Origin of the sequence: Serratia proteamaculans, from assembly GCF_008830365.1 — a bacterium.
GTDB lineage: Bacteria > Pseudomonadota > Gammaproteobacteria > Enterobacterales > Enterobacteriaceae > Serratia > Serratia proteamaculans.
This window is the reverse complement of record NZ_WBKI01000001.1, coordinates 126280-144924: the sequence shown is the minus strand read 5'-3', so window position 1 is coordinate 144924 and position 18645 is coordinate 126280. Positions and strand designations below refer to the sequence as shown.

General features: G+C 53.0%; 15 protein-coding genes and 3 tRNA genes. 6 read left to right on the top strand and 12 right to left on the bottom strand.

Annotated features, from left to right (window positions below; genetic code table 11):
* Nucleotides 1–122 precede the first annotated feature (122 nt).
* The 4 genes from etsA (at nucleotide 123) to proP (ending at nucleotide 6522) form a co-directional block, all read left to right on the top strand.
* Nucleotides 123–1307 carry a macrolide efflux RND transporter periplasmic adaptor subunit EtsA gene (etsA, locus tag F8R23_RS00665; protein WP_129934988.1) on the top strand — a complete coding sequence of 395 codons (1185 nt, stop codon included), beginning with the start codon at nucleotides 123–125 and terminating at the stop codon, nucleotides 1305–1307.
* Nucleotides 1304–3244 (top strand): MacB family efflux pump subunit, encoded by a 1941-nt coding sequence (locus F8R23_RS00660; protein WP_151415141.1) that lies wholly within the window; start codon nucleotides 1304–1306, stop codon nucleotides 3242–3244. Before etsA ends, F8R23_RS00660 begins: the two co-directional genes overlap by 4 nt.
* 3 nt (nucleotides 3245–3247) lie before the next feature.
* The gene (etsC, locus tag F8R23_RS00655) at nucleotides 3248–4615 is read left to right on the top strand and encodes a macrolide efflux RND transporter outer membrane subunit EtsC (protein WP_151415140.1); all 1368 of its coding nucleotides are present in this window, start codon (nucleotides 3248–3250) and stop codon (nucleotides 4613–4615) included.
* A gap of 404 nt (nucleotides 4616–5019) precedes the next feature.
* The gene (gene proP, locus F8R23_RS00650) at nucleotides 5020–6522 is read left to right on the top strand and encodes a glycine betaine/L-proline transporter ProP (protein ID WP_129934991.1); all 1503 of its coding nucleotides are present in this window, start codon (nucleotides 5020–5022) and stop codon (nucleotides 6520–6522) included.
* A 61-nt stretch (nucleotides 6523–6583) separates the two neighbouring features.
* Here the strand turns inward: proP and F8R23_RS00645 are convergent, their stop codons facing one another.
* From F8R23_RS00645 to F8R23_RS00620, 6 genes are all read right to left on the bottom strand, one after another.
* Nucleotides 6584–7141, bottom strand: coding sequence for a GNAT family N-acetyltransferase (locus tag F8R23_RS00645; RefSeq protein ID WP_129934992.1), 558 nt, complete (start codon nucleotides 7139–7141; stop codon nucleotides 6584–6586).
* 109 nt (nucleotides 7142–7250) lie between these two features.
* Entirely contained in the window at nucleotides 7251–8903 is a 1653-nt protein-coding gene (eptB, locus tag F8R23_RS00640) for a kdo(2)-lipid A phosphoethanolamine 7''-transferase (protein ID WP_129934993.1), read from the bottom strand.
* Between the two features lie 233 nt (nucleotides 8904–9136).
* Nucleotides 9137–10498: a PTS cellobiose transporter subunit IIC gene (gene celB, locus F8R23_RS00635; protein ID WP_129934994.1), complete on the bottom strand. Its 1362-nt coding sequence runs from the start codon at nucleotides 10496–10498 to the stop codon at nucleotides 9137–9139.
* 55 nt (nucleotides 10499–10553) lie between these two features.
* Entirely contained in the window at nucleotides 10554–11855 is a 1302-nt protein-coding gene (locus tag F8R23_RS00630) for a 6-phospho-beta-glucosidase (RefSeq protein ID WP_129934995.1), read from the bottom strand.
* Nucleotides 11848–12174: a PTS lactose/cellobiose transporter subunit IIA gene (locus F8R23_RS00625; protein WP_129934996.1), complete on the bottom strand. Its 327-nt coding sequence runs from the start codon at nucleotides 12172–12174 to the stop codon at nucleotides 11848–11850. Before F8R23_RS00625 ends, F8R23_RS00630 begins: the two co-directional genes overlap by 8 nt.
* 118 nt (nucleotides 12175–12292) lie before the next feature.
* Nucleotides 12293–12598 (bottom strand): PTS sugar transporter subunit IIB, encoded by a 306-nt coding sequence (locus tag F8R23_RS00620; RefSeq protein WP_099061657.1) that lies wholly within the window; start codon nucleotides 12596–12598, stop codon nucleotides 12293–12295.
* Nucleotides 12599–13001: 403 nt separating this feature from the next.
* On the opposite strand from F8R23_RS00620, the gene F8R23_RS00615 reads away from it, so the two are divergent.
* Nucleotides 13002–14144, top strand: a complete 1143-nt coding sequence (locus F8R23_RS00615) for a MurR/RpiR family transcriptional regulator (RefSeq protein ID WP_129934997.1) — start codon at nucleotides 13002–13004, stop codon at nucleotides 14142–14144.
* A gap of 244 nt (nucleotides 14145–14388) precedes the next feature.
* Nucleotides 14389–14619: a biofilm development regulator YmgB/AriR family protein gene (locus F8R23_RS00610; RefSeq protein WP_099061659.1), complete on the top strand. Its 231-nt coding sequence runs from the start codon at nucleotides 14389–14391 to the stop codon at nucleotides 14617–14619.
* A gap of 354 nt (nucleotides 14620–14973) precedes the next feature.
* On the opposite strand, the gene F8R23_RS00605 is transcribed toward F8R23_RS00610, so the two are convergent.
* The 6 genes from F8R23_RS00605 to uvrY all read right to left on the bottom strand — a co-directional run bounded on the left by F8R23_RS00605 (nucleotide 14974) and on the right by uvrY (nucleotide 18510).
* Nucleotides 14974–15059: transfer RNA gene (locus tag F8R23_RS00605), tRNA-Leu, on the bottom strand.
* A 10-nt stretch (nucleotides 15060–15069) separates the two neighbouring features.
* Nucleotides 15070–15143: transfer RNA gene (locus F8R23_RS00600), tRNA-Cys, on the bottom strand.
* A gap of 57 nt (nucleotides 15144–15200) precedes the next feature.
* A tRNA-Gly gene (locus F8R23_RS00595) sits at nucleotides 15201–15276 on the bottom strand.
* Nucleotides 15277–15421: 145 nt separating this feature from the next.
* Complete coding sequence (pgsA, locus tag F8R23_RS00590) at nucleotides 15422–15970, bottom strand: CDP-diacylglycerol--glycerol-3-phosphate 3-phosphatidyltransferase (RefSeq protein WP_017892379.1); 549 nt, start codon at nucleotides 15968–15970, stop codon at nucleotides 15422–15424.
* A 58-nt stretch (nucleotides 15971–16028) separates the two neighbouring features.
* Nucleotides 16029–17861: an excinuclease ABC subunit UvrC gene (uvrC, locus tag F8R23_RS00585; RefSeq protein WP_112350441.1), complete on the bottom strand. Its 1833-nt coding sequence runs from the start codon at nucleotides 17859–17861 to the stop codon at nucleotides 16029–16031.
* Nucleotides 17854–18510 carry a UvrY/SirA/GacA family response regulator transcription factor gene (gene uvrY / locus F8R23_RS00580; protein WP_012006273.1) on the bottom strand — a complete coding sequence of 219 codons (657 nt, stop codon included), beginning with the start codon at nucleotides 18508–18510 and terminating at the stop codon, nucleotides 17854–17856. Before uvrY ends, uvrC begins: the two co-directional genes overlap by 8 nt.
* Nucleotides 18511–18645 lie beyond the last annotated feature (135 nt).

Here is an 18645-nt window from a genome sequence, read left to right as displayed (position 1 = left end):
AGATAGTGATCATTAACCATCGCCATTTTATCGCCCGTCTGCAGCGTGTTTATTGTTAGTTAAAGCGCTGGATGCCACTATAGCGCCTTCTGGGATCATCGTTTTCTGTTATGGATAACACTATGAAAGTCACTCCGCGCCGTTTGGCGTTTATCCTGGCTGGCGCCTTGCTGGTCATACTTGCCCTGGTGGCCGTGTTCTCTTTGCAAAGCCCCTCTCAGACCGCCGCGGTCACGGCACCGGCTCGTCTGGGCGATATAGAAAATGCCGTACTGGCCACCGGCAAGCTTGATGCAATAGAACGGGTCAATGTCGGGGCGCAGGTTTCCGGCCAGGTCAAATCCCTGAAGGTTAAACTGGGCGATCGGGTCACCAAGGGCCAGCCTATCGCCGACATAGACGATCTGCCGCAACGTAACGATCTGCGTAACGCCGAAGCGGCGCTGAACGTCGCCAAGGCGGATTTACAGGCTAAACAGGCGCTATTGAAACAGGCCGAGTCTCGCTTTAAGCGCCAGAAACGCATGTTGAGTGATGAAGCCGGCTCCCGCGAAGATTTTGAGGCGGCGGAAGCCACGCTCGCCGCCACCCGCGCCGAACTGATCGCGTTAAATGCACGCATCGTGCAAGCACAAATTGAGGTCGACAAGAAAAAGGTCGACCTGAGTTACACCCGAATCCTGGCACCGATGGACGGCATCGTCATCGCGGTGATTACTCAACAGGGCCAAACGGTAAATGCCAATCAGAGCGCCCCCACCATCGTCAAACTGGCTCAGTTGGATGTGATGACCATTAAGGCGCAGATTTCCGAGGCCGATATTACCCGCGTTTCGCAGGGGCAAAAGGCCTACTTCACCATTTTCTCCGAACCGGACAAACGTTACGACGCCACGCTGCGCACCGTCGAGCTGGCGCCGGAATCGGTGATGAAAGACGACTCAATCTCCAGCGGCAGTTCGTCCTCCGGCTCCGGCACCTCCAACGCCTCGGTGTATTACAACGCACTGCTGGACGTACCTAACCCGGATAATCGCTTGCGGATCGCCATGACGGCTCAGGTTTCATTACTGCTCGGTGAGGCAAAAAACGCGCTGTTAGTACCGATCCAGGCGGTGCATAAAACTGCAGATAAAAAGCAGCAGGTGCAGGTGCTGACCGCGGACAATCGGTTGGAAATGCACGAAGTGAAAACCGGCATTACCAATAACGTCGATATTCAAATTCTGTCCGGGTTGAAGGCGGGTGAAAACGTGGTGCTGGTGCAGGAAAGTGCCAGGCCAAGCGAGGAAGGCCTCTCACTGTGAACACTATCATTGAGCTGAAAGGCATCGGCCGCACCTACACCAACAGCAGCCAGCCGCTGACCGTGTTGAAAAACATCAACCTGAGCATCGCTGCCGGGGAGTTGGTCGCGATCATAGGCGCTTCAGGCTCTGGAAAATCCACGCTGATGAACATCATCGGCTGTCTGGACGTACCGGACCAGGGTGACTATTACATCAACGGCCAAAATGCGGCTCACCTGTCGCCGGATCAATTGGCCAGGCTACGTCGAGAGCACATCGGTTTTATCTTCCAGCGTTATCATCTGATGCCGGACATCAGTGCGCTGGGCAACGTCGAAATCCCCGCGATTTACGCCAACAGCAAACGTGATCAACGCCGTCTGAACGCGGCACAACTGTTGGCTCGACTGGGGTTGGAGGGCCGTGAGCACCATAAACCTGGGCAACTCTCCGGTGGCCAGCAACAGCGCGTCAGTATCGCTCGTTCGTTAATCAACGGTGCTGAAATCATCCTGGCGGATGAGCCCACCGGTGCCCTGGACTCCCGTTCCGGCCAGGAAGTGCTGGAGATCCTCAGCGAACTTAATCAGCGTGGCCATACCGTCGTGATCGTCACCCACGATATGAAGGTGGCGCAGCACGCACAACGCATCATCGAACTGCAGGACGGTGAGATCGTCGCCGACAGCGGCCGTCAAACGACGGCCCCACTGTCGAAGATGCAAAAAAGCCCACCGGCAGCACAAGGCTACTGGCAGAGTCTGCTCGATCGTACCCGTGAGTCGCTGCAAATGGCGCTGAAAGCCATGAATGCCCACCGCCTGCGTACCGCTCTGACCATGACCGGCATTATTTTCGGCATTGCTGCGGTCGTGACGGTGGTCGCGCTGGGCGAAGGCGCCAAACAACGCACGCTGGAGAGTATTAAAAGTCTCGGTACCAACGTGGTCAGCATCTACCCCGGCCGTGATTTCTTCGATGATGCCATCGACAGCATCCGTACTCTGGTTCCGGCAGATGCCGACGCGCTGGCCAGTCAAAGCTTTGTCGACAGCGTCAGTCCTGAAGTCACGGCCTCAGACAGCATTCACTTTCGCAGCAAGTCAGCCAATGCGTCGATCAGCGGCGTTGGACGCGATTATTTACGTGTTAACGGTTTCACGCTGGTGCAAGGTCGCAACTTCCGGGATGACCGCAATGCGTTGCAGGAAGTGATCATTGACGAAAACGCCCGTCAGTCGTTGTTCGGGGATTTCGGCGTAGAGCCGCTGGGCCAAATTGTGTTTCTTGGTGCCGTGCCGGCCCGGGTGATTGGCGTGGTGCAAAGTAACCAGGACTCGGCCCCCAACCGCATCAGAGTGTGGATGCCCTATAGCACCGTGATGTATCGCATGGTGGGCAAAACCACGCTGAGCAGCATCAGTGTCCGGTTGAAGGATGACGTCGCCAACGAGGCTGCCGTCGCCGCCATTAACCAGTTGCTGACCCAGCGCCACGGCGTAAAAGACTTTATGCTGTTCAACCTCGACAAGTACCGTAAATCGATCGAACACACCTCAATGACCCTCAGCCTGCTGATCCTGATGGTGGCCTCAATTTCTCTGATTATCGGCAGCCTTGGCGTGATGAACATCATGCTGGTCTCGGTGACCGAACGGACGCATGAAATTGGCGTACGTATGGCTGTAGGCGCACGTCGCAGCGACATAATGCAGCAATTTATGATTGAGGCCGTGCTGGTCTGCCTGATCGGCGGGATCCTGGGCATTTTGCTGTCCTTCGCCGCCGGTTCGCTATTTACCCTGCTGGCGGGCGGCATGCTCACCGCCATCTATTCCTGGCAGGCCGCCGCCGTAGCCTTCTTCTGCTCCACCTTGATCGGCATGATCTTCGGTTATCTCCCGGCCCGCAAAGCGGCGCGGATGGATCCGGTCATTTCACTGGCCAGCGAGTAACTTATGAAAATTTTATCCCCCCTGGCGTTATGCCTCGCCGCCCTGCTTAGTACCGGCTGCGGCAACGCGCTGAAAAGCGAATATCAGCCAGTGAAGGTAGACTACCCATCCCAGTGGCCGGACAGCAGCGATGCCGCCGCTACGCCGGTGCCTTTTGACTGGCACGATTTCCACGATCCCCAGTTAGACCGTTGGTTGCAACAGGTCATGCTGGCCAATAACGACCTGGCCGCTGCCGCGCTGCGCGTTTACCGCGCCCAATTGACGGCACAACAGGCCGATATCGGCACCGAGCCAAGCGTCAATGCTACGCTCAATAGCCAAGCCAGCAACGCCCTTGCCAATTCATCACCCTGGAATAAAAGCAGCAGCGCCAACCTTGGCGTCAGCTACGAGGTCGATCTGTGGGGCAAACTGGCGCGACAGCGTGACGCCGCAGAATGGGCCAGCCAGGCCACCCAACAGGATTTGCAAAGTGCGCGTTTGGCCTTGCTCGCTAACGCCAGCAAAAATTACTGGCGCATAGGCTTTATCAACCAACGGATAAGCGTCAGTCAGCAAAATATCGCTTACACCCGGCAGACCTTACAGTTGGTCAATGCCCGCTACCGCGCCGGCAGCATCTCTTCACTGGACGTGGTGGATGCCGAGCAAAATCTGATCAATCAGGAAAGCAGTCATCTGGCGCTGCTGCGTGAGCGTCAGCAGGCACTCAACGAACAGACGGTATTACTGGGCGCACCGCCGGGCAATGCGCTGGTGGAGCCCGGTGGTTTGCCGACGGGTCCGCTGCCGCAAATCAACGCCGGTATCCCGGCCAGCGTGTTGCGCCACCGCCCAGATATCAGCGCCAAAGAGCTGCGATTGCGTGAAGCACTGACCAACGTCGATGTGAAACGCACTCAGTACTATCCGGCCTTTAGCCTGACAGGCTCATTGGGTAGCAGCAGTAGCGCATTGCTGGAATTTCTGCGCAATCCGTTGGTCTCGGTGAGCGCAGGACTAACGTTACCGTTTCTTGAATGGCGGAAAATGGACGTTGATATCAAAATCGCCCGCAGCGACTACGATCTGCAGGTGCTGGAATTCAAACAGGCGCTGTATAAAGCCATGGCCGATGTAGACGATGCCTTGTCGTTGCGTACGCAACTGATAGCACAGGAAAAACACTTGCAGGCTTCGTTGGCGTTGGCACGCAAATCTGAGCGGTTGAATGAGAGCCGTTACAGGCAAGGTGCCGTCCCTATCACCTTCTGGCTGGATGCACAAAATCGTCGCAGGCAGGCGGAGCAGGCGCTGGATGAAAATCGCTTTAGCCAATACCAAAATCTGGCACAACTCTATTTAGAATTTGGCGGTTCCCCGCAATAATTCGCCGGCCTGGCGTCTGCGTCAGGCCTTTTTCTTCGCCCGAAAAATGCATTAATTTTGCCGTTTTTTGCTGCAGTTGTTCCTATACTTAACGCATCCCCCACCAGACAAAAAACCAGCAAAATGCACAATAGTTAACCTGTTTATGCGCTAAATTGGTGCAAATCCATAAGATAAACTGCTAAATTTGATCGCCATCCGATATAACGTTAAGCTATAGATGCAAAATAATTAGTCACCTAAATGACATATTCCCGGTGAAAATTGAAATATTACGTGATTCGCATCACACAAAAAATGGCAATGGGGGATCTCTGCGCATAGCGTTTAGATTAACCAAACTGATAACTGGGCAGAAGGATCGCGAATTCACGTACGACTAGAATTGATTAAGGGATGATTATATGAAATTAAGAAAAAAACGACATAAGCCGATGCTGATTAATGACATCACCATTATTGACGACAGCAAACTGAAAAAGGCGATAACCGCGGCTGCATTGGGCAACGCAATGGAATGGTTCGACTTTGGTGTTTACGGCTTTGTCGCCTACGCCCTTGGGCAAGTCTTTTTCCCTGGCGCCACTCCCGGCGTACAGATGATTGCCGCACTGGCAACCTTTTCCGTTCCCTTCTTGGTACGTCCGTTAGGTGGCATCTTCTTTGGTTCGATGGGCGATAAGTTCGGTCGACAAAAAGTCCTTTCCATCACCATTATTATTATGGCGGTGAGCACCTTCTGTATCGGTCTGATCCCCTCTTATGCGTCGATCGGTATTTGGGCACCGGTGCTGCTGTTGGTAGCCAAGCTGGCACAGGGCTTCTCGGTCGGTGGCGAATACTCCGGCGCAGCCATCTTTGTCGCCGAATACTCCCCGGACCGAAAGCGTGGCTTTATGGGCAGTTGGCTTGATTTCGGCTCGATTGCCGGCTTCGTGCTGGGTGCCGGCGTCGTGGTGCTGATTTCCAGTATCGTCGGTGAAGCTAACTTCCTCGACTGGGGCTGGCGTATTCCGTTCTTCATCGCCGCACCATTAGGCCTGATCGGCCTGTACCTGCGTCATGCGCTGGAAGAAACTCCGGCATTCCAGCAGCACGTGGAAAAGATGGAAAAAGAAGACCGCAACGCCATCGAAAATCCGCCGAGAACCTCGTTTAAAGAGATCGCAGCCAAGCACTGGAGAAGCCTGCTGGTGTGCGTCGGTATCGTGATTTCGACCAACGTGACCTATTACATGTTGCTGACCTACATGCCGAGCTACCTGTCGCATAACCTGCACTACTCGGAAGATCACGGCGTCCTGATCATTATCGCCGTCATGATCGGCATGTTGTTTGTGCAACCGGTCATCGGCCTGACCAGTGACCGTATCGGCCGTAAGCCGTTTATTATTGGCGGCAGTATCGGCCTGCTGGCGCTGGCTATTCCGTGCTTTATTTTGATCAACAGTAATGTGATCGGCCTGATCTTCGTCGGCCTGTTGGTGCTGGCGGTGCTGTTGAACTGCTTCACCGGCGTCATGGCTTCGATCCTGCCGGCGATGTTCCCAACACACATTCGTTACAGCGCGTTGGCAATTTCGTTTAACATTTCGGTACTGGTTGCCGGTGCGACACCCACGGTAGCCGCTTGGTTGGTCGAATCCTCCGGGAACCTGTATATGCCGGCCTACTACCTGATGGTTGTAGCCGTGATCGGTTTGATCACCGGCCTGTATATGAAGGAAACCGCCAATAAGCCACTGCGTGGTGCTACCCCGGCCGCCTCGGATCGCTCGGAAGCCAAAGAGCTGCTGCAGGAAAACTACGATAACATCGAACAGAAAGTCGATGACATCAACGAGCAGATTTCCGAGTTGGAAAAGAAAAAACAGACGTTGATCGACCAGCATCCAAAACTGGACTAAACAATGCTCTGACGACAAGCCACCTGCGGGTGGCTTTTTTTTGGCTATCAACGCCGAAGGGTTACTCTGCGTGCCGTGGGTTAATCAACGAGGTCAATACGTGATCTTGCCAGCGGCCGGCAATTTTAAGATAGGATTTCGCGTAACCTTCTTTCTCAAACCCCAAGCGCAACAGCAGCTTTTCGCTGCGAGCATTGGTCGGAATATAAGCGGCCATAACGCGATGCAGATCCAGTTCAACCAACATGTAGTCAAGGGCCGTAGTGAGCGCCAGGGTCATTATCCCCTTGCCTTGATGGCAGGCAGCTATTGAATACCCCAGATGGCAGGCCTGAAAGGGACCACGAGCTATATTGGAAAAGTTGCAGGCACCCAACATCTCCGTGCCGGTGCCATTGATAATGCCAAACTGATAAGCCACTCCCTGCTCGGCATCCCGCTGCGCATGCCACAACCGCTGGTGGATCACTTCTTCACTGTAAAAATCGGCAGATCGCTTCGGCTCCCAGGGAGAAAGGTGCTGCTGATTCTCCTGGAAGTAACGATGAACGATGTCCGTATTCGCGTCCGTCAGGATCTTTAGACGTAGGTCATTTCCCACGATAGTTAATGCTTTCACCGTCATACCTCACTTTTAACCCGACCTCAGCATAGCTTAGCCAATAAAAACCGGCCTTATTCAAATGTAAAAAAACCGCCTTTCGGCGGTTAGTCATTCTGCAATGGGCTCAGTTAACCTGACACCAGTTACGCTGTTTCACAATGCCGCCGTCCGGTGACGTATAACCGATGCAGCCGAGAATACTGTCGAACAGCTTTTCGTGGAAAACCGGCGTTTTTGCCTGCTGTAGCGCTTTCAACTGATTAAAGGCCGCCTGATGATCGGGCTGGCTGAGAAACTTGTCAGATGCCCAAACCATGATCGGAATGGTACGCTGCGCCTTCGGTGCATGATCACGCGGGGTACCGTGAAAATGCATATTTTCCGAGATCGACTCACCGTGATCCGAGGCGTAGAACACGATGGCATTGCGATTACGCAACTGATTGAAAACCTGCTCAAGGACGTAATCGGTATACAGCAGGCTGTTGTCGTAAGAGTTAACCATCGATTGCGTAGAGCAAGTGTCGTCAATACCCTGGCATTCCGGCTGGTAGCGGGCGAAAGCGCGAGGGTAGCGCTCGGTGTACATATAGTGCGAGCCTTTGGTATGCAGGATCACCAAGTGCTTGCCCTGCGGGTGACGATCTAACGAATCCCGCAACTCATCAATCAACGCAATATCATCCACAGGTTTGCCGGCATTGCGTTTTTCCGCCTGAATACTTTCTCTTAGCGCATAATCATCCGCCTGGGTTTTGTTATAAAACCAGGCTTCGCTCTGCATCGAGAACAACTCTGAGGAAAAGCCCTGCTTTTTCAGCACTGAGAACACGTTCATTTCCTTCAGCGTCCGCTCGGGGGCTTCCGACGCACCGCCTTCTCGCACGAACATGCAACGTAGCGAGAGTTTGGTCGAGGTGTCGCAGGAATACCCCTGCAACACCGCAAGGTTGGTTTCCTTATCCAGATTCGGCGTGTTGTCGCGCTGGTAGCCATAAATGCCCATATGGTCACGTCTGGCGCTTTCGCCAATCACAAACACCACATACAGATCATTCACGTCTTTTGGCGCTTGATAGGTAAAATGTGCCGCCGGATCAAACAGATTACGGCTGTCCTCTGCCTGACTGTATGAGCTGTAGGTCAACAAACCCAGCGCTGAGAGCCAGTTGGACGGTGAATAACTGCCGGCCACTACCCCACCATAGCTGGCCATCATTTGATTATTATCTCGATCGTGGCGGTCCTGCACCTGGCCCATGAGTTTCAGTGGTAACCAGCACAGCAGTGCAGCGGTCAGCATAACTCCGCCCTTTTTGAACCAAACCAGGTGGTTACCGTGCTTATAACTGGCCTCATGCATCGGCACCAACCAAATCAGCAGCAACGGCAACAGGCTAACCAGCACTACCCACACGCCAAAATGCCAGCCCACCGACTCCCTGGACAAGTCAACGTCAGTGGTCATCACCGCCGCCAGAATGCCGTAACCAATATCGACATGGAATAGCACCATGTAGTAGCTGGCAGCAACCGAACTCAGTACCAATAGCGAAGCCAAAATACGGAACAGTTTGCGCCCCAAAAACGAGATCAGTAGCGTGATGAAACACACCAGGCAGAAGGCGGCGACCACTTCAATGCCGATCGACAATAAATTGTCATAATGAAGTTGCTGATACCGGCGGTAAAATATGGGGATATTGAGCAACACACCGAGATAGAAAGCGATAAAGAAAGAGACCTGTAACTGGGTCCAGCGTCGGAACTTCTGCATTATTGATACCATTCTTGCCAAAGTGAATTCATAACCGTTTGCCAGATACAGGTTATTGTTGAGAGTTTTCTCTCTCCTGCTGCTGGATGGTTATCTGACAGGCATTTTAGGCGGACGTTGCTGCGGTGGCGAAGATTAATGCTGTTATAATGTAACAAGTCGTGTGTGACGTCTTTTTCATTTCCTTGCTGCGACGGAGGCCTCTATAACCACCGCCGCAAAAAGGACAGATCTTATGGTGTCTGCGGTTGCTCATCGGCCACGGTGTTTGATACCGGCATCGCCGCCTGATTTTCTTCACGGTATTTTTGCTTATCCCAGGCACGGAAGAAAGGATAGTAAATTGCCATCGAAATCAATAAATTGACCACCTGGATCACCGTTCCCGAAATATGGCCGCCGGTCGCCAGATAGCCACTGATGAAAATCGGCGTGGTGAACGGCAAGGCAATCCCCACCGGAGGTGTTACCAATCCGGTCGCCATCGCGCTGTAGGTCACGATCACCAGCACCACCGGGGTCAGGATAAACGGCAGGAAGAAGTACGGGTTCATCACCAGCGGGATCCCGAACACCATTGGTTCGCTGATATTAAACAGACAACCCGGTGCGGCGATTTTCCCCAACTGTTTCATCTGTGCACTACGGCTGCGCAACAGCATAAAGATCACTAACCCCAACAGAGCACCCGTGCCGCCGGGTGCAATCCACAGGTCGTAAAATTGCTGGGTAATAATGTGTGGGATCGGCTGATTGCTCTGAAACGCCACCAGGTTTTCTGACATATTCGCCAGCCACACCGGTTGAATAAACACCAGTACGATGGCGTCACCATGCAGCCCCAGCGTCCACAGCAGGCCGATCAGGATCACCGAGAAAATCATCCCCGGCAGCGTTCCCCCCACGTGATGCATTGGAATGCCGATCAGCGTGGCGATCATGGTATTGATATCACCAAACGGCGTGGCTTCAACGATCAAACGCAGCAACAAGATCACTGCCAGCACGCAGAACCCCGGGATCAGCGCCAGGAAGGATTTTGCCACCGCCGGCGGTACCCCTTCCGGCATGTTGATCACCAGATTACGGTTATGCACAAAACGGTAGATTTCCGTCGACAGTAGTGCCACAACGATTGCCACAAACAGTCCCTGACTACCGATAAAATTCATCGGCAGCACGCCTTTAACAATTTGCTCTGCAGCCCCTTTCACCGGCGCAAACAGCGTATGCTGGGGAATGGTCATGATAAACGCCACCAGCGAAACTGCACCGGTACTGAGCGGATCCATCCCGCGGTATTTCTCCGCCAGCCGATAGGCAATACCAAAGCTGGAGATTATCGCCATGATGTCGTAAGTCGCCTTGACCGGATACAGCAACTTATCCCGCCATGCTGCACCAAACACCTCGCCCATCAGATTGGCGTAGCTGGGGATCGGTAAATAAGCGAAGATCAGGAAAAATGACCCGATTAACATAAACGGCATGTTGAGAATTATGCCGTCCCGCACTGACAAAATATGTTTTTGCCCGGCGATTTTTAACGCCGTCGGCAACACGTAACGTTCCAGAATGCTATTTAGACCCGCCATCATCCCCCCTGCCCGGCAAAGCCGGCTGTCGTGGTTGTTATTATGGAATATCGACTTAATTAAACTGCGGTAAATAGGCCTGGTTAAGGTTCAACACCTCGTCCAGCAAGGGTTGTGCGATGCCGACACCGCCAATCAGCGGGTTCACCACCAGCGCCAACAGCGCACTCTGGCGATCGCCATGCACCGCCGCCTCTATGGTCAGCCGTTCAAAATCTTTAACCTGCTGGGTCAAGCCGTTCATGGCCAGTGGCAACGGGCCGAAACTCAGCGGGTGAGCGCCTTGCGCATCGATCACACAGTTGGTTTCAATCACCGCATCATCCGGCAGGCCCTGAATGGCGCCGTTATTACGGGTGTTCACCACCAGCACCTTGCCGCTGTTATTGTGAATGGCGCGGATCAATTCGACCGCCACCTCAGAATAGAAGGCACCGCCACGAAAGCTCAGTTGTTCCGGTTTTTTATCCAGTGTAGGGTCGGCATACAAGGCAAATAACTCCGCCTCAACCTTCATCACCTGTTCGGCGCGAGTGCCCTGAGCCGCGGCCGCTTCCATCTCTTCTTCCAGCATGCCGGCGGTTTGATAAAAATAACGGTGGTACGGACAAGGGATCGCTCCCAGCGCCTGCAAAAATGCCGGCGGCCACGGCAGGTCTTTGATGTTGTTCATTGACAGCGTTTCGCCATTGCTCAGCATCTCCAGCACTTTGGCGGTCACATCCTTGCCGCTTTGTGTGACCTGATGCACCCACACCATATGGTTCAGCCCGGCGAAACGCAGATCCACCTGATCGTGCGGTGCCTTCAGCATATCTGCGATCATGTGGTGCATGGTGATCGGCACGTTGCACAGACCAATAATCTTCGCCTTGCTGTAACGTGAGACCGCTTCGGTGACGATCCCGGCCGGATTGGTGAAGTTGATAATCCAGGCATCTGGCGCCACAGCTTCTACCATGCGCGCCACTTCCAGTATGACCGGAATGGTACGCAGTGCCTTGGCGAAGCCGCCGATGCCGGTGGTTTCCTGCCCCAGCCGCTGGTATTTCAGCCCCAGACGCTCATCGGCAGCACGGGCGGCCAACTGCCCCACCCGCAGTTGGGTCAGTACAAAACTGGCACCGCGAATGGCCGGTTCCAGTGTGAAATGCACCGAAACCACCACCTGCTCCAGCCCATTGCGCTTAAGCATTCTTTTGGTCAATTCGGCAATGATGCCCACTTTCTCACGGCCAGATTCCACATCAACCAGCGCCAACTCGGTGAACGGAACATCCTGATAATGTGCGATCAATCCTTCGACCAACTCTGGCGTGTAGCTGCTGCCCCCGCCGATTACGGTGATTTTAGTCATTGCCTGTCCCCTGGGGTAAACGACGATAAAGTTCGATCATGTCGGTGGCCAGATCCTGGATCAGCATCGCATTCATCAAATGATCCTGCGCGTGCACCAGAATTAGACTGACCGGTACCTTTCCACTGCCTTCATCCATACCAATCAGCTCCGTCTGCATGCTATGCGCCTGGCCGATAGCGGCCTTCGCCTCTTCCAGTCTGTCGCCAGCGGCCTCAAATTCACCGCGACGCGCTAATTGCAATGCAGAAAGCAGCGAACTTCGCGCACTACCGGCATGAACCAGCAATTCCATCACGCTAGTTTCCAAATCCATCATTCCCTCCCCCGCCTGATGACAGGCACGGTGATCCCACTGCGGGTCAGTGAAATAACCCGCAATAAATCAATAAATCAATAAATAAACGAATGTCAGAAGCCTGGTTCCAGAAGGGTTTTCAGGCCAGCAGGCCGAGCGCCTTGTCCAGTACCTTGTCGCCGCGCATGGTGCCGTAATCCATCATGTCGATAACCGCCACGGTTTTGCCCAAGGGTGCCGCCAGTTCAGCAAGCCGCGCATGTTCATATTTAACCTGCGGCCCCAGCAGGACGATATCCGCCCGGCCGACGATACGTTCAAAATCCGCTACCGGTACAGCTTCAATTTCGATATCCAGCGCCCGTTTTTGGGCTTCGATTTTCATTTTTTGTACCAGCATGCTGGTAGACATTCCTGCGGCGCAGCATAAGACGATTGTTTGCATTTTTCAGTGTCCCGGTTGTTAGCCACCACGGCTGTTCAAATATAAAACAGCTATGTAACACGCTTGTAAATACCTTAGATCCATACGATTTGATTATGATTTTTATTTAATTGTTTAAAAACATAACGTTATATAAAAATCTCAATGAAAATTTTTTTCAACACTGTGATCGACGATCGAGTTATGCCCGAATAAAAATTTCAATTTAGAGTTTTAGCGTTTAAAAACAGCAGGATAAGTAACCAGCGAATAAACATTGAGAGCAACGTCGTGTTTTCCCACAGGGCATATTGAAAATTATTTTCATTGGTTTATTCTGCGGGTTATCGCTTTATGCCGTGCGAAAAACAGGCTAGCTTGAAGCACAGGTGCCGGTTGGCATAACAGAAGGGACACTGCAGTCATGGATCTCGTTTACCACATTCAGTTTCGCCAGAGTCCGTTCAGCCGCCAGGAGGCGAAAATTGCCAGGACTATCCTGGACAACCTCAGCTTCACTTCAACGGCGACCATTGAACAGTTGGCGGAGCGAGCCGGCGTCAGTACCGAGATCGTCGCTCATTTTGCTAAAACCCTGGGCTGCCAGGATCTTAACGACTTTATCTCGCTGATGCGTACCCAACCTGTGCCGGCAAACCAGCCGGCAGCAGTAGCACAACCCGTGCTGGGCGGCATGGATATCGCATTCGCCTCAGCCGCCGGTATTGGCAAGCTGCCCGGCGTCAGCCCCACGACTTTGAGTCGCTTTGCCAAATCCATCGGCTGTGAAGATATCGGCGACATCGTCTATCAGATCCGCGCGCGGCAAAACCAATTCAGTCAGCAGGAAGCCAAGGTCGCACAGACCATTCTGGACGATATCGCCTTCGCCTCTTCCGCCACTATAGAGCTGCTGGCCAGTCAGGCTGGGGTCAGTCCGGCGACCATCACCCGCTTCGCCAAAACCATCGGTTGTGATGATATTCGCGATCTGCGTATGAAGCTGGCGCAAGCCAGCGTCAGTGGCTCACGCTATTTGAGCACCCAATCCACGCCCAATGGGCCTCCTCGTTTGTGGCTGCAACGCGTCAACGACGTGGAGACTACGCTGCATCAACAGCTGCAACAGGTAGAGCATTCGGCGTTAATCGACGCCAGCCAACAGGTGAGCCAGTCCAAAAGTGTGCATATTTTTGGCGTAAACAGCATGGCGCTGTACGTCAACGAGCTGCAACAACGCCTGGTGGGTTTGGGTTACCCTGCCTTTGCCTGCCAGGATGCAGCACTGATGCGCATGACCGCCTCTACTCTGAGCGCACAACAGTGCGTGATACTGCTGTCGATGAGTGGGGAAAATACCGATTTGCTCAATGCCGCCAGGCTGGCTGGCGCCACTGGGGCTTATCGCATCGCCCTGACCCCGGTAGGTAGCACGCTGGCGACGCTGGCCGATAAGGTATTGCCGCTCAGCGGCGGCAGCGCTGCTCGCTACGGGCTGATGCTGACTCTGGACCTGCTGCTGGCACAGCTGCTGCCCGAGAGTTTGGGCGCACAAACAGAAGATTAAATCCGCACTGCCGCACCGTTCAGGTTTCCTCAGGATCTGCCCGCCAGGCCAAGGCAACGGCCTGAGGATTTTCCTAATTAGCCATCCAGATTGCCGCTGCCTATTGATAGGAATATTCTTACTACGCTATCGTTAACCTGCCACCTGGATATCTCCCTAAGTGGAATTTGCACGATTTTATTTTTTATATGGCTTCTCTGCCAGCTTCGGCTGGCGCTTTAAATTTCATCAGCGGTAAAATTCCATGATCGATTACACCCTTTACGGTCTCAACGATAAAGATATCGAGACGTACCGTGAACAAATCTACAACTTGCTCGGTAAGGGCATTATTCAGGTGCTCTCCGCCAATCAACCCATCAGCAAGCAAAACATTCTCGCTTATCTGATCAAAGAGATCGAAAGACAACCCGATGACTACGGCCAAAAGCTGCACCGAGCGGCTATCGAAGTCATTGGCGTCACTGGCCGCTAAGGGACTACATGCGCAAATCGGATCTATGTACCATTATCTCCATTGCCGCCGTGGTAACCATGATGTGGGTGGCGAACTGTAGCGCGGGGATATAGCACCGCCGTTCGGCATCTACCATGAGTGGTCAAGACTTTGAGGAAAAACAGATAGACACAACCCCGGCTCAACGGCCGGGTATTTCCGCCAGGCCCGATTGATGATTGTCGTTTGACCGTCAGGAAATTATTTGGCGTTTGAATAGGGTAAAGGGATATCAGGAGGGTATGGCAAAGCGGGTGTCAGAAACAAAAAAACCGCCTCACGGCGGCTACGACATTACTACTTATTGCTTTGTTATTCTTGAATTTATTTTCCTGGTACCCGGGGCGGGACTTGAACCCGCACAGCCATAAGCCGAGGGATTTTAAATCCCTTGTGTCTACCGATTTCACCACCCGGGCTCGGGAAAATTGGAGGCGCGTTCCGGAGTCGAACCGGACTAGACGGATTTGCAATCCGCTACATAACCGCTTTGTTAACGCGCCTAAATTCTATTTGCCTTTTACAGGCTAAAGCTCGTAAAACACCAGCTTTATTAAATTTGGAGCGGGAAACGAGACTCGAACTCGCGACCCCGACCTTGGCAAGGTCGTGCTCTACCAACTGAGCTATTCCCGCATTAATCAGAACTTACTGATTTTTTTGCTATCTTTCGGCAAATCACTGCTGCCGTCTGATGCGATGCATTCTACTTACCTGACGTAATGAGTCAATAAAATTGTTGGCTCATTACGTTTGTTTGACGATTTTTGCAGCGCTTTGATCAGGGTTCCAGCAAATCTTTGCGGGCAGCGTTCAAATATTGGAACATTGACCAGAAAGTCAGCACCGCCGCGATGTACAACAAACCAAAGGACACATACTCAACGGTCCGGTCCGGGCGCCACAATAACCCGACCAGCGACATCATTTGCGCCATGGTTTTCACTTTGCCAATCCAGGACACCGCCACGCTGCTGCGCTTACCGATCTCCGCCATCCACTCACGCAGTGACGAGATGATAATTTCACGGGCAATCATGGTCGCCGCAGGCAGGGTAATCCACCAGACATGGTAGTGTTCTGCCACCAGTACCAGCGCCACCGCCACCATCACCTTGTCCGCCACCGGGTCGAGGAACGCCCCAAAACGGGTAGTTTGCTTCCAGCGACGGGCGAGGAAACCATCAAACCAGTCGGTTATGGCAGCAAACACAAAGATGACGGCGCAAACCATCGGAGCCCAGGTGAACGGCAGATAAAATGCCAGAACAAAGAATGGGATCAGAACTACGCGAAACAGAGTAAGCCAAGTCGGTATATTCAATTGCATAATGCTACGGTAACTATCTGGCTGGAGTGGGAATTAAGAGTATGTTGCTACATTGCCCTCAGTGTTTCAATGCATTGTAGATCTTTTCTGCCAATGCTTGTGAAATACCCGGCACTTTTGCAATTTCCTCAACGCTGGCGTTCAATAATGGTTGAAGTCCGCCCATATACTTCAACAGCACCTGTCGCCGTTTTGGTCCAACGCCGTCGATCAGTTCCAACGCGCTGGTATTTCTTACTTTTGCTCTTCTCTGACGGTGCCCGGTGATCGCGTGGTTATGCGAATCATCGCGGATATGCTGGATCAGATGCAGCGCCGGTGAGTCCGACGGCAGGGCAATGCCCTCACCTTCCGGCACAAAGAACAACGTCTCCAACCCGGCTTTGCGGTCAGCGCCTTTGGCGATGCCAATCAGCAAGGGCTTGTTTTTATCCCAGCTCACGTTCAGCGAATTAAACACATCAATCGCCATACCTAGCTGCCCTTTACCGCCATCAATGAAGATAACGTCGGGGATTTTTTTCTCTTCCAGAGCCTTACCATAGCGGCGTTTCAACACTTGCGCCATCGCCGCATAGTCATCCCCCGGTGTAATGCCGGTGATATTATAGCGCCGATACTCAGAACGCAGCGGCCCATTCGCGTCAAATACCACGCAAGAAGCGACGGTTTGCTCACCCATTGTATGGCTGATATCGAAGCACTCCATGCGGTTAATCTCGGAAAGATTTAGTACCTTCGTCAATTCTGCCAATCGCTGATGAATGGTCGACTGCTGAGAAAGCTTGGTGGTCAAGGCAGTCGCTGCGTTGGTACGCGCCAGTTTAAGGTAGCGTGCGCGATCCCCTCGCGGTTTGCTCTGGATCTGGATTTTACGACCGGCCAGTTCAGAGAGCGACTCGGCCAACAGGTCTTTCTCCGGCAATGTGAAGTCCAACAGGATTTCTGCCGGCAAGGTACGCATCTGGCTACCCTGTAGATAGAACTGACCGACAAATGTCTGTACCACTTCGCTCATTTCGGTGCCGCCCGGCACTTTGGGGAAGTAGCTGCGGCTGCCCAACACTTTACCCTGGCGAATAAACAATACGTGCAGGCAGGCCATGCCAGACTCGAATGCCACGCCGATCACATCCAGATCGTCGCTGTTACCGGACACGAACTGACGTTCCGTCACTCTGCGTACTGCCTGGATCTGATCGCGTATCCGCGCGGCCTCTTCAAAGTTCAATGCCTTGCTGGCGTTTTCCATCCGTTCAATCAACTGATGCAGTACCTGTTGATCCTTGCCGGACAGAAACAGGCGCACATAATCCACCTGCTGACGATACTCATCTTCACTCACCAACCCGGCGACACAGGGCCCCAGGCAACGACCGATCTGGTATTGCAAACAGGGGCGCGAGCGGTTGCGGTACACGCTGTTCTCACACTGGCGTATCGGAAACAGTTTCTGCAGCAGCGCCAGCGTCTCACGCACGGCATAGGAATTGGGGAATGGGCCAAAATACTCCCCCTTGGCGTGTTTGGCACCACGATGTACGGCCAGCCGTGGGTGGCTGTCCGCACTGAGGAAAATCAGCGGATAAGATTTATCGTCTCGCAAAAGAACATTGTATCGCGGCTGGTATAACTTTATGTAGTTATGTTCCAGTAATAGCGCCTCTGTTTCGGTATGCGTAACAGTTACGTCTATTTGAGCGATATTCTTAACCAGCGTCTCAGTTTTACGGCTACCCACCTGCTGGCGGAAGTAACTGGCGAGGCGTTTTTTCAGATCTTTGGCTTTACCGACGTAGATAACCGTGCCAGTAGCGTCGTACATTCTGTAGACGCCAGGCTGGCTGGTTACGGTGCTTAGAAATGCTTTGGCATCAAAACGGTCACTCACTGCTTAACAACGTCTCCGCATTGAACAATCCGTGTCGGATAGCCAGGTGGGTCAATTCAACATCACCGCTGATATTCAGCTTGCTGAACATACGGTAGCGATAACTGTTCACCGTTTTAGGGCTGAGACTCAGTTGTTCCGAGATCTCGTTAACCTTTTTACCTTTGGTGATCATCAGCATAATCTGCAGCTCGCGCTCAGAAAGGCAGCTAAACGGCGTTTCCGTCTGCGGCTCCAACTGACTCAACGCCATTTGCTGGGCAATATCGGACGCGATATAGCGCTGTCCGGCCTGTACCGCACGAATGGCATTGACCACATCCTGTGGTGCAGCGCCCTTACTCAGGTAGCCCGCGGCCCCAGCCTGCATCACCTTGGCAGGCAATGGGTTCTCGGTATGAATAGTCAGCATGATAACTTTCACGTCGGGCGCATAACGCACAATCTTGCGCGTGGCTTCCAGCCCGCCAATACCCGGCATGTTCATATCCATAAGAACGATATCTACAGCATTGCCACGGCACCATTTCACGGCGTCTTCACCGCACTGGGCCTCCCCGACAACTTTTATACCTTTGATATCTTCAAGAATGCGTCGTATCCCTGCGCGCACCAGTTCGTGGTCATCAACAAGAAGAACGCTAATCAAGGAAAAATCTCCAAAAAGAAGGGAGTAACGCAATCAGCCTCTGTTATAGCCTGAGATATTACTTGTTTTTCAGACAAGAATGAACACAGATTAATACTTACTCCCGATTAACTTTGCGGAATGGGCCTGATTTTT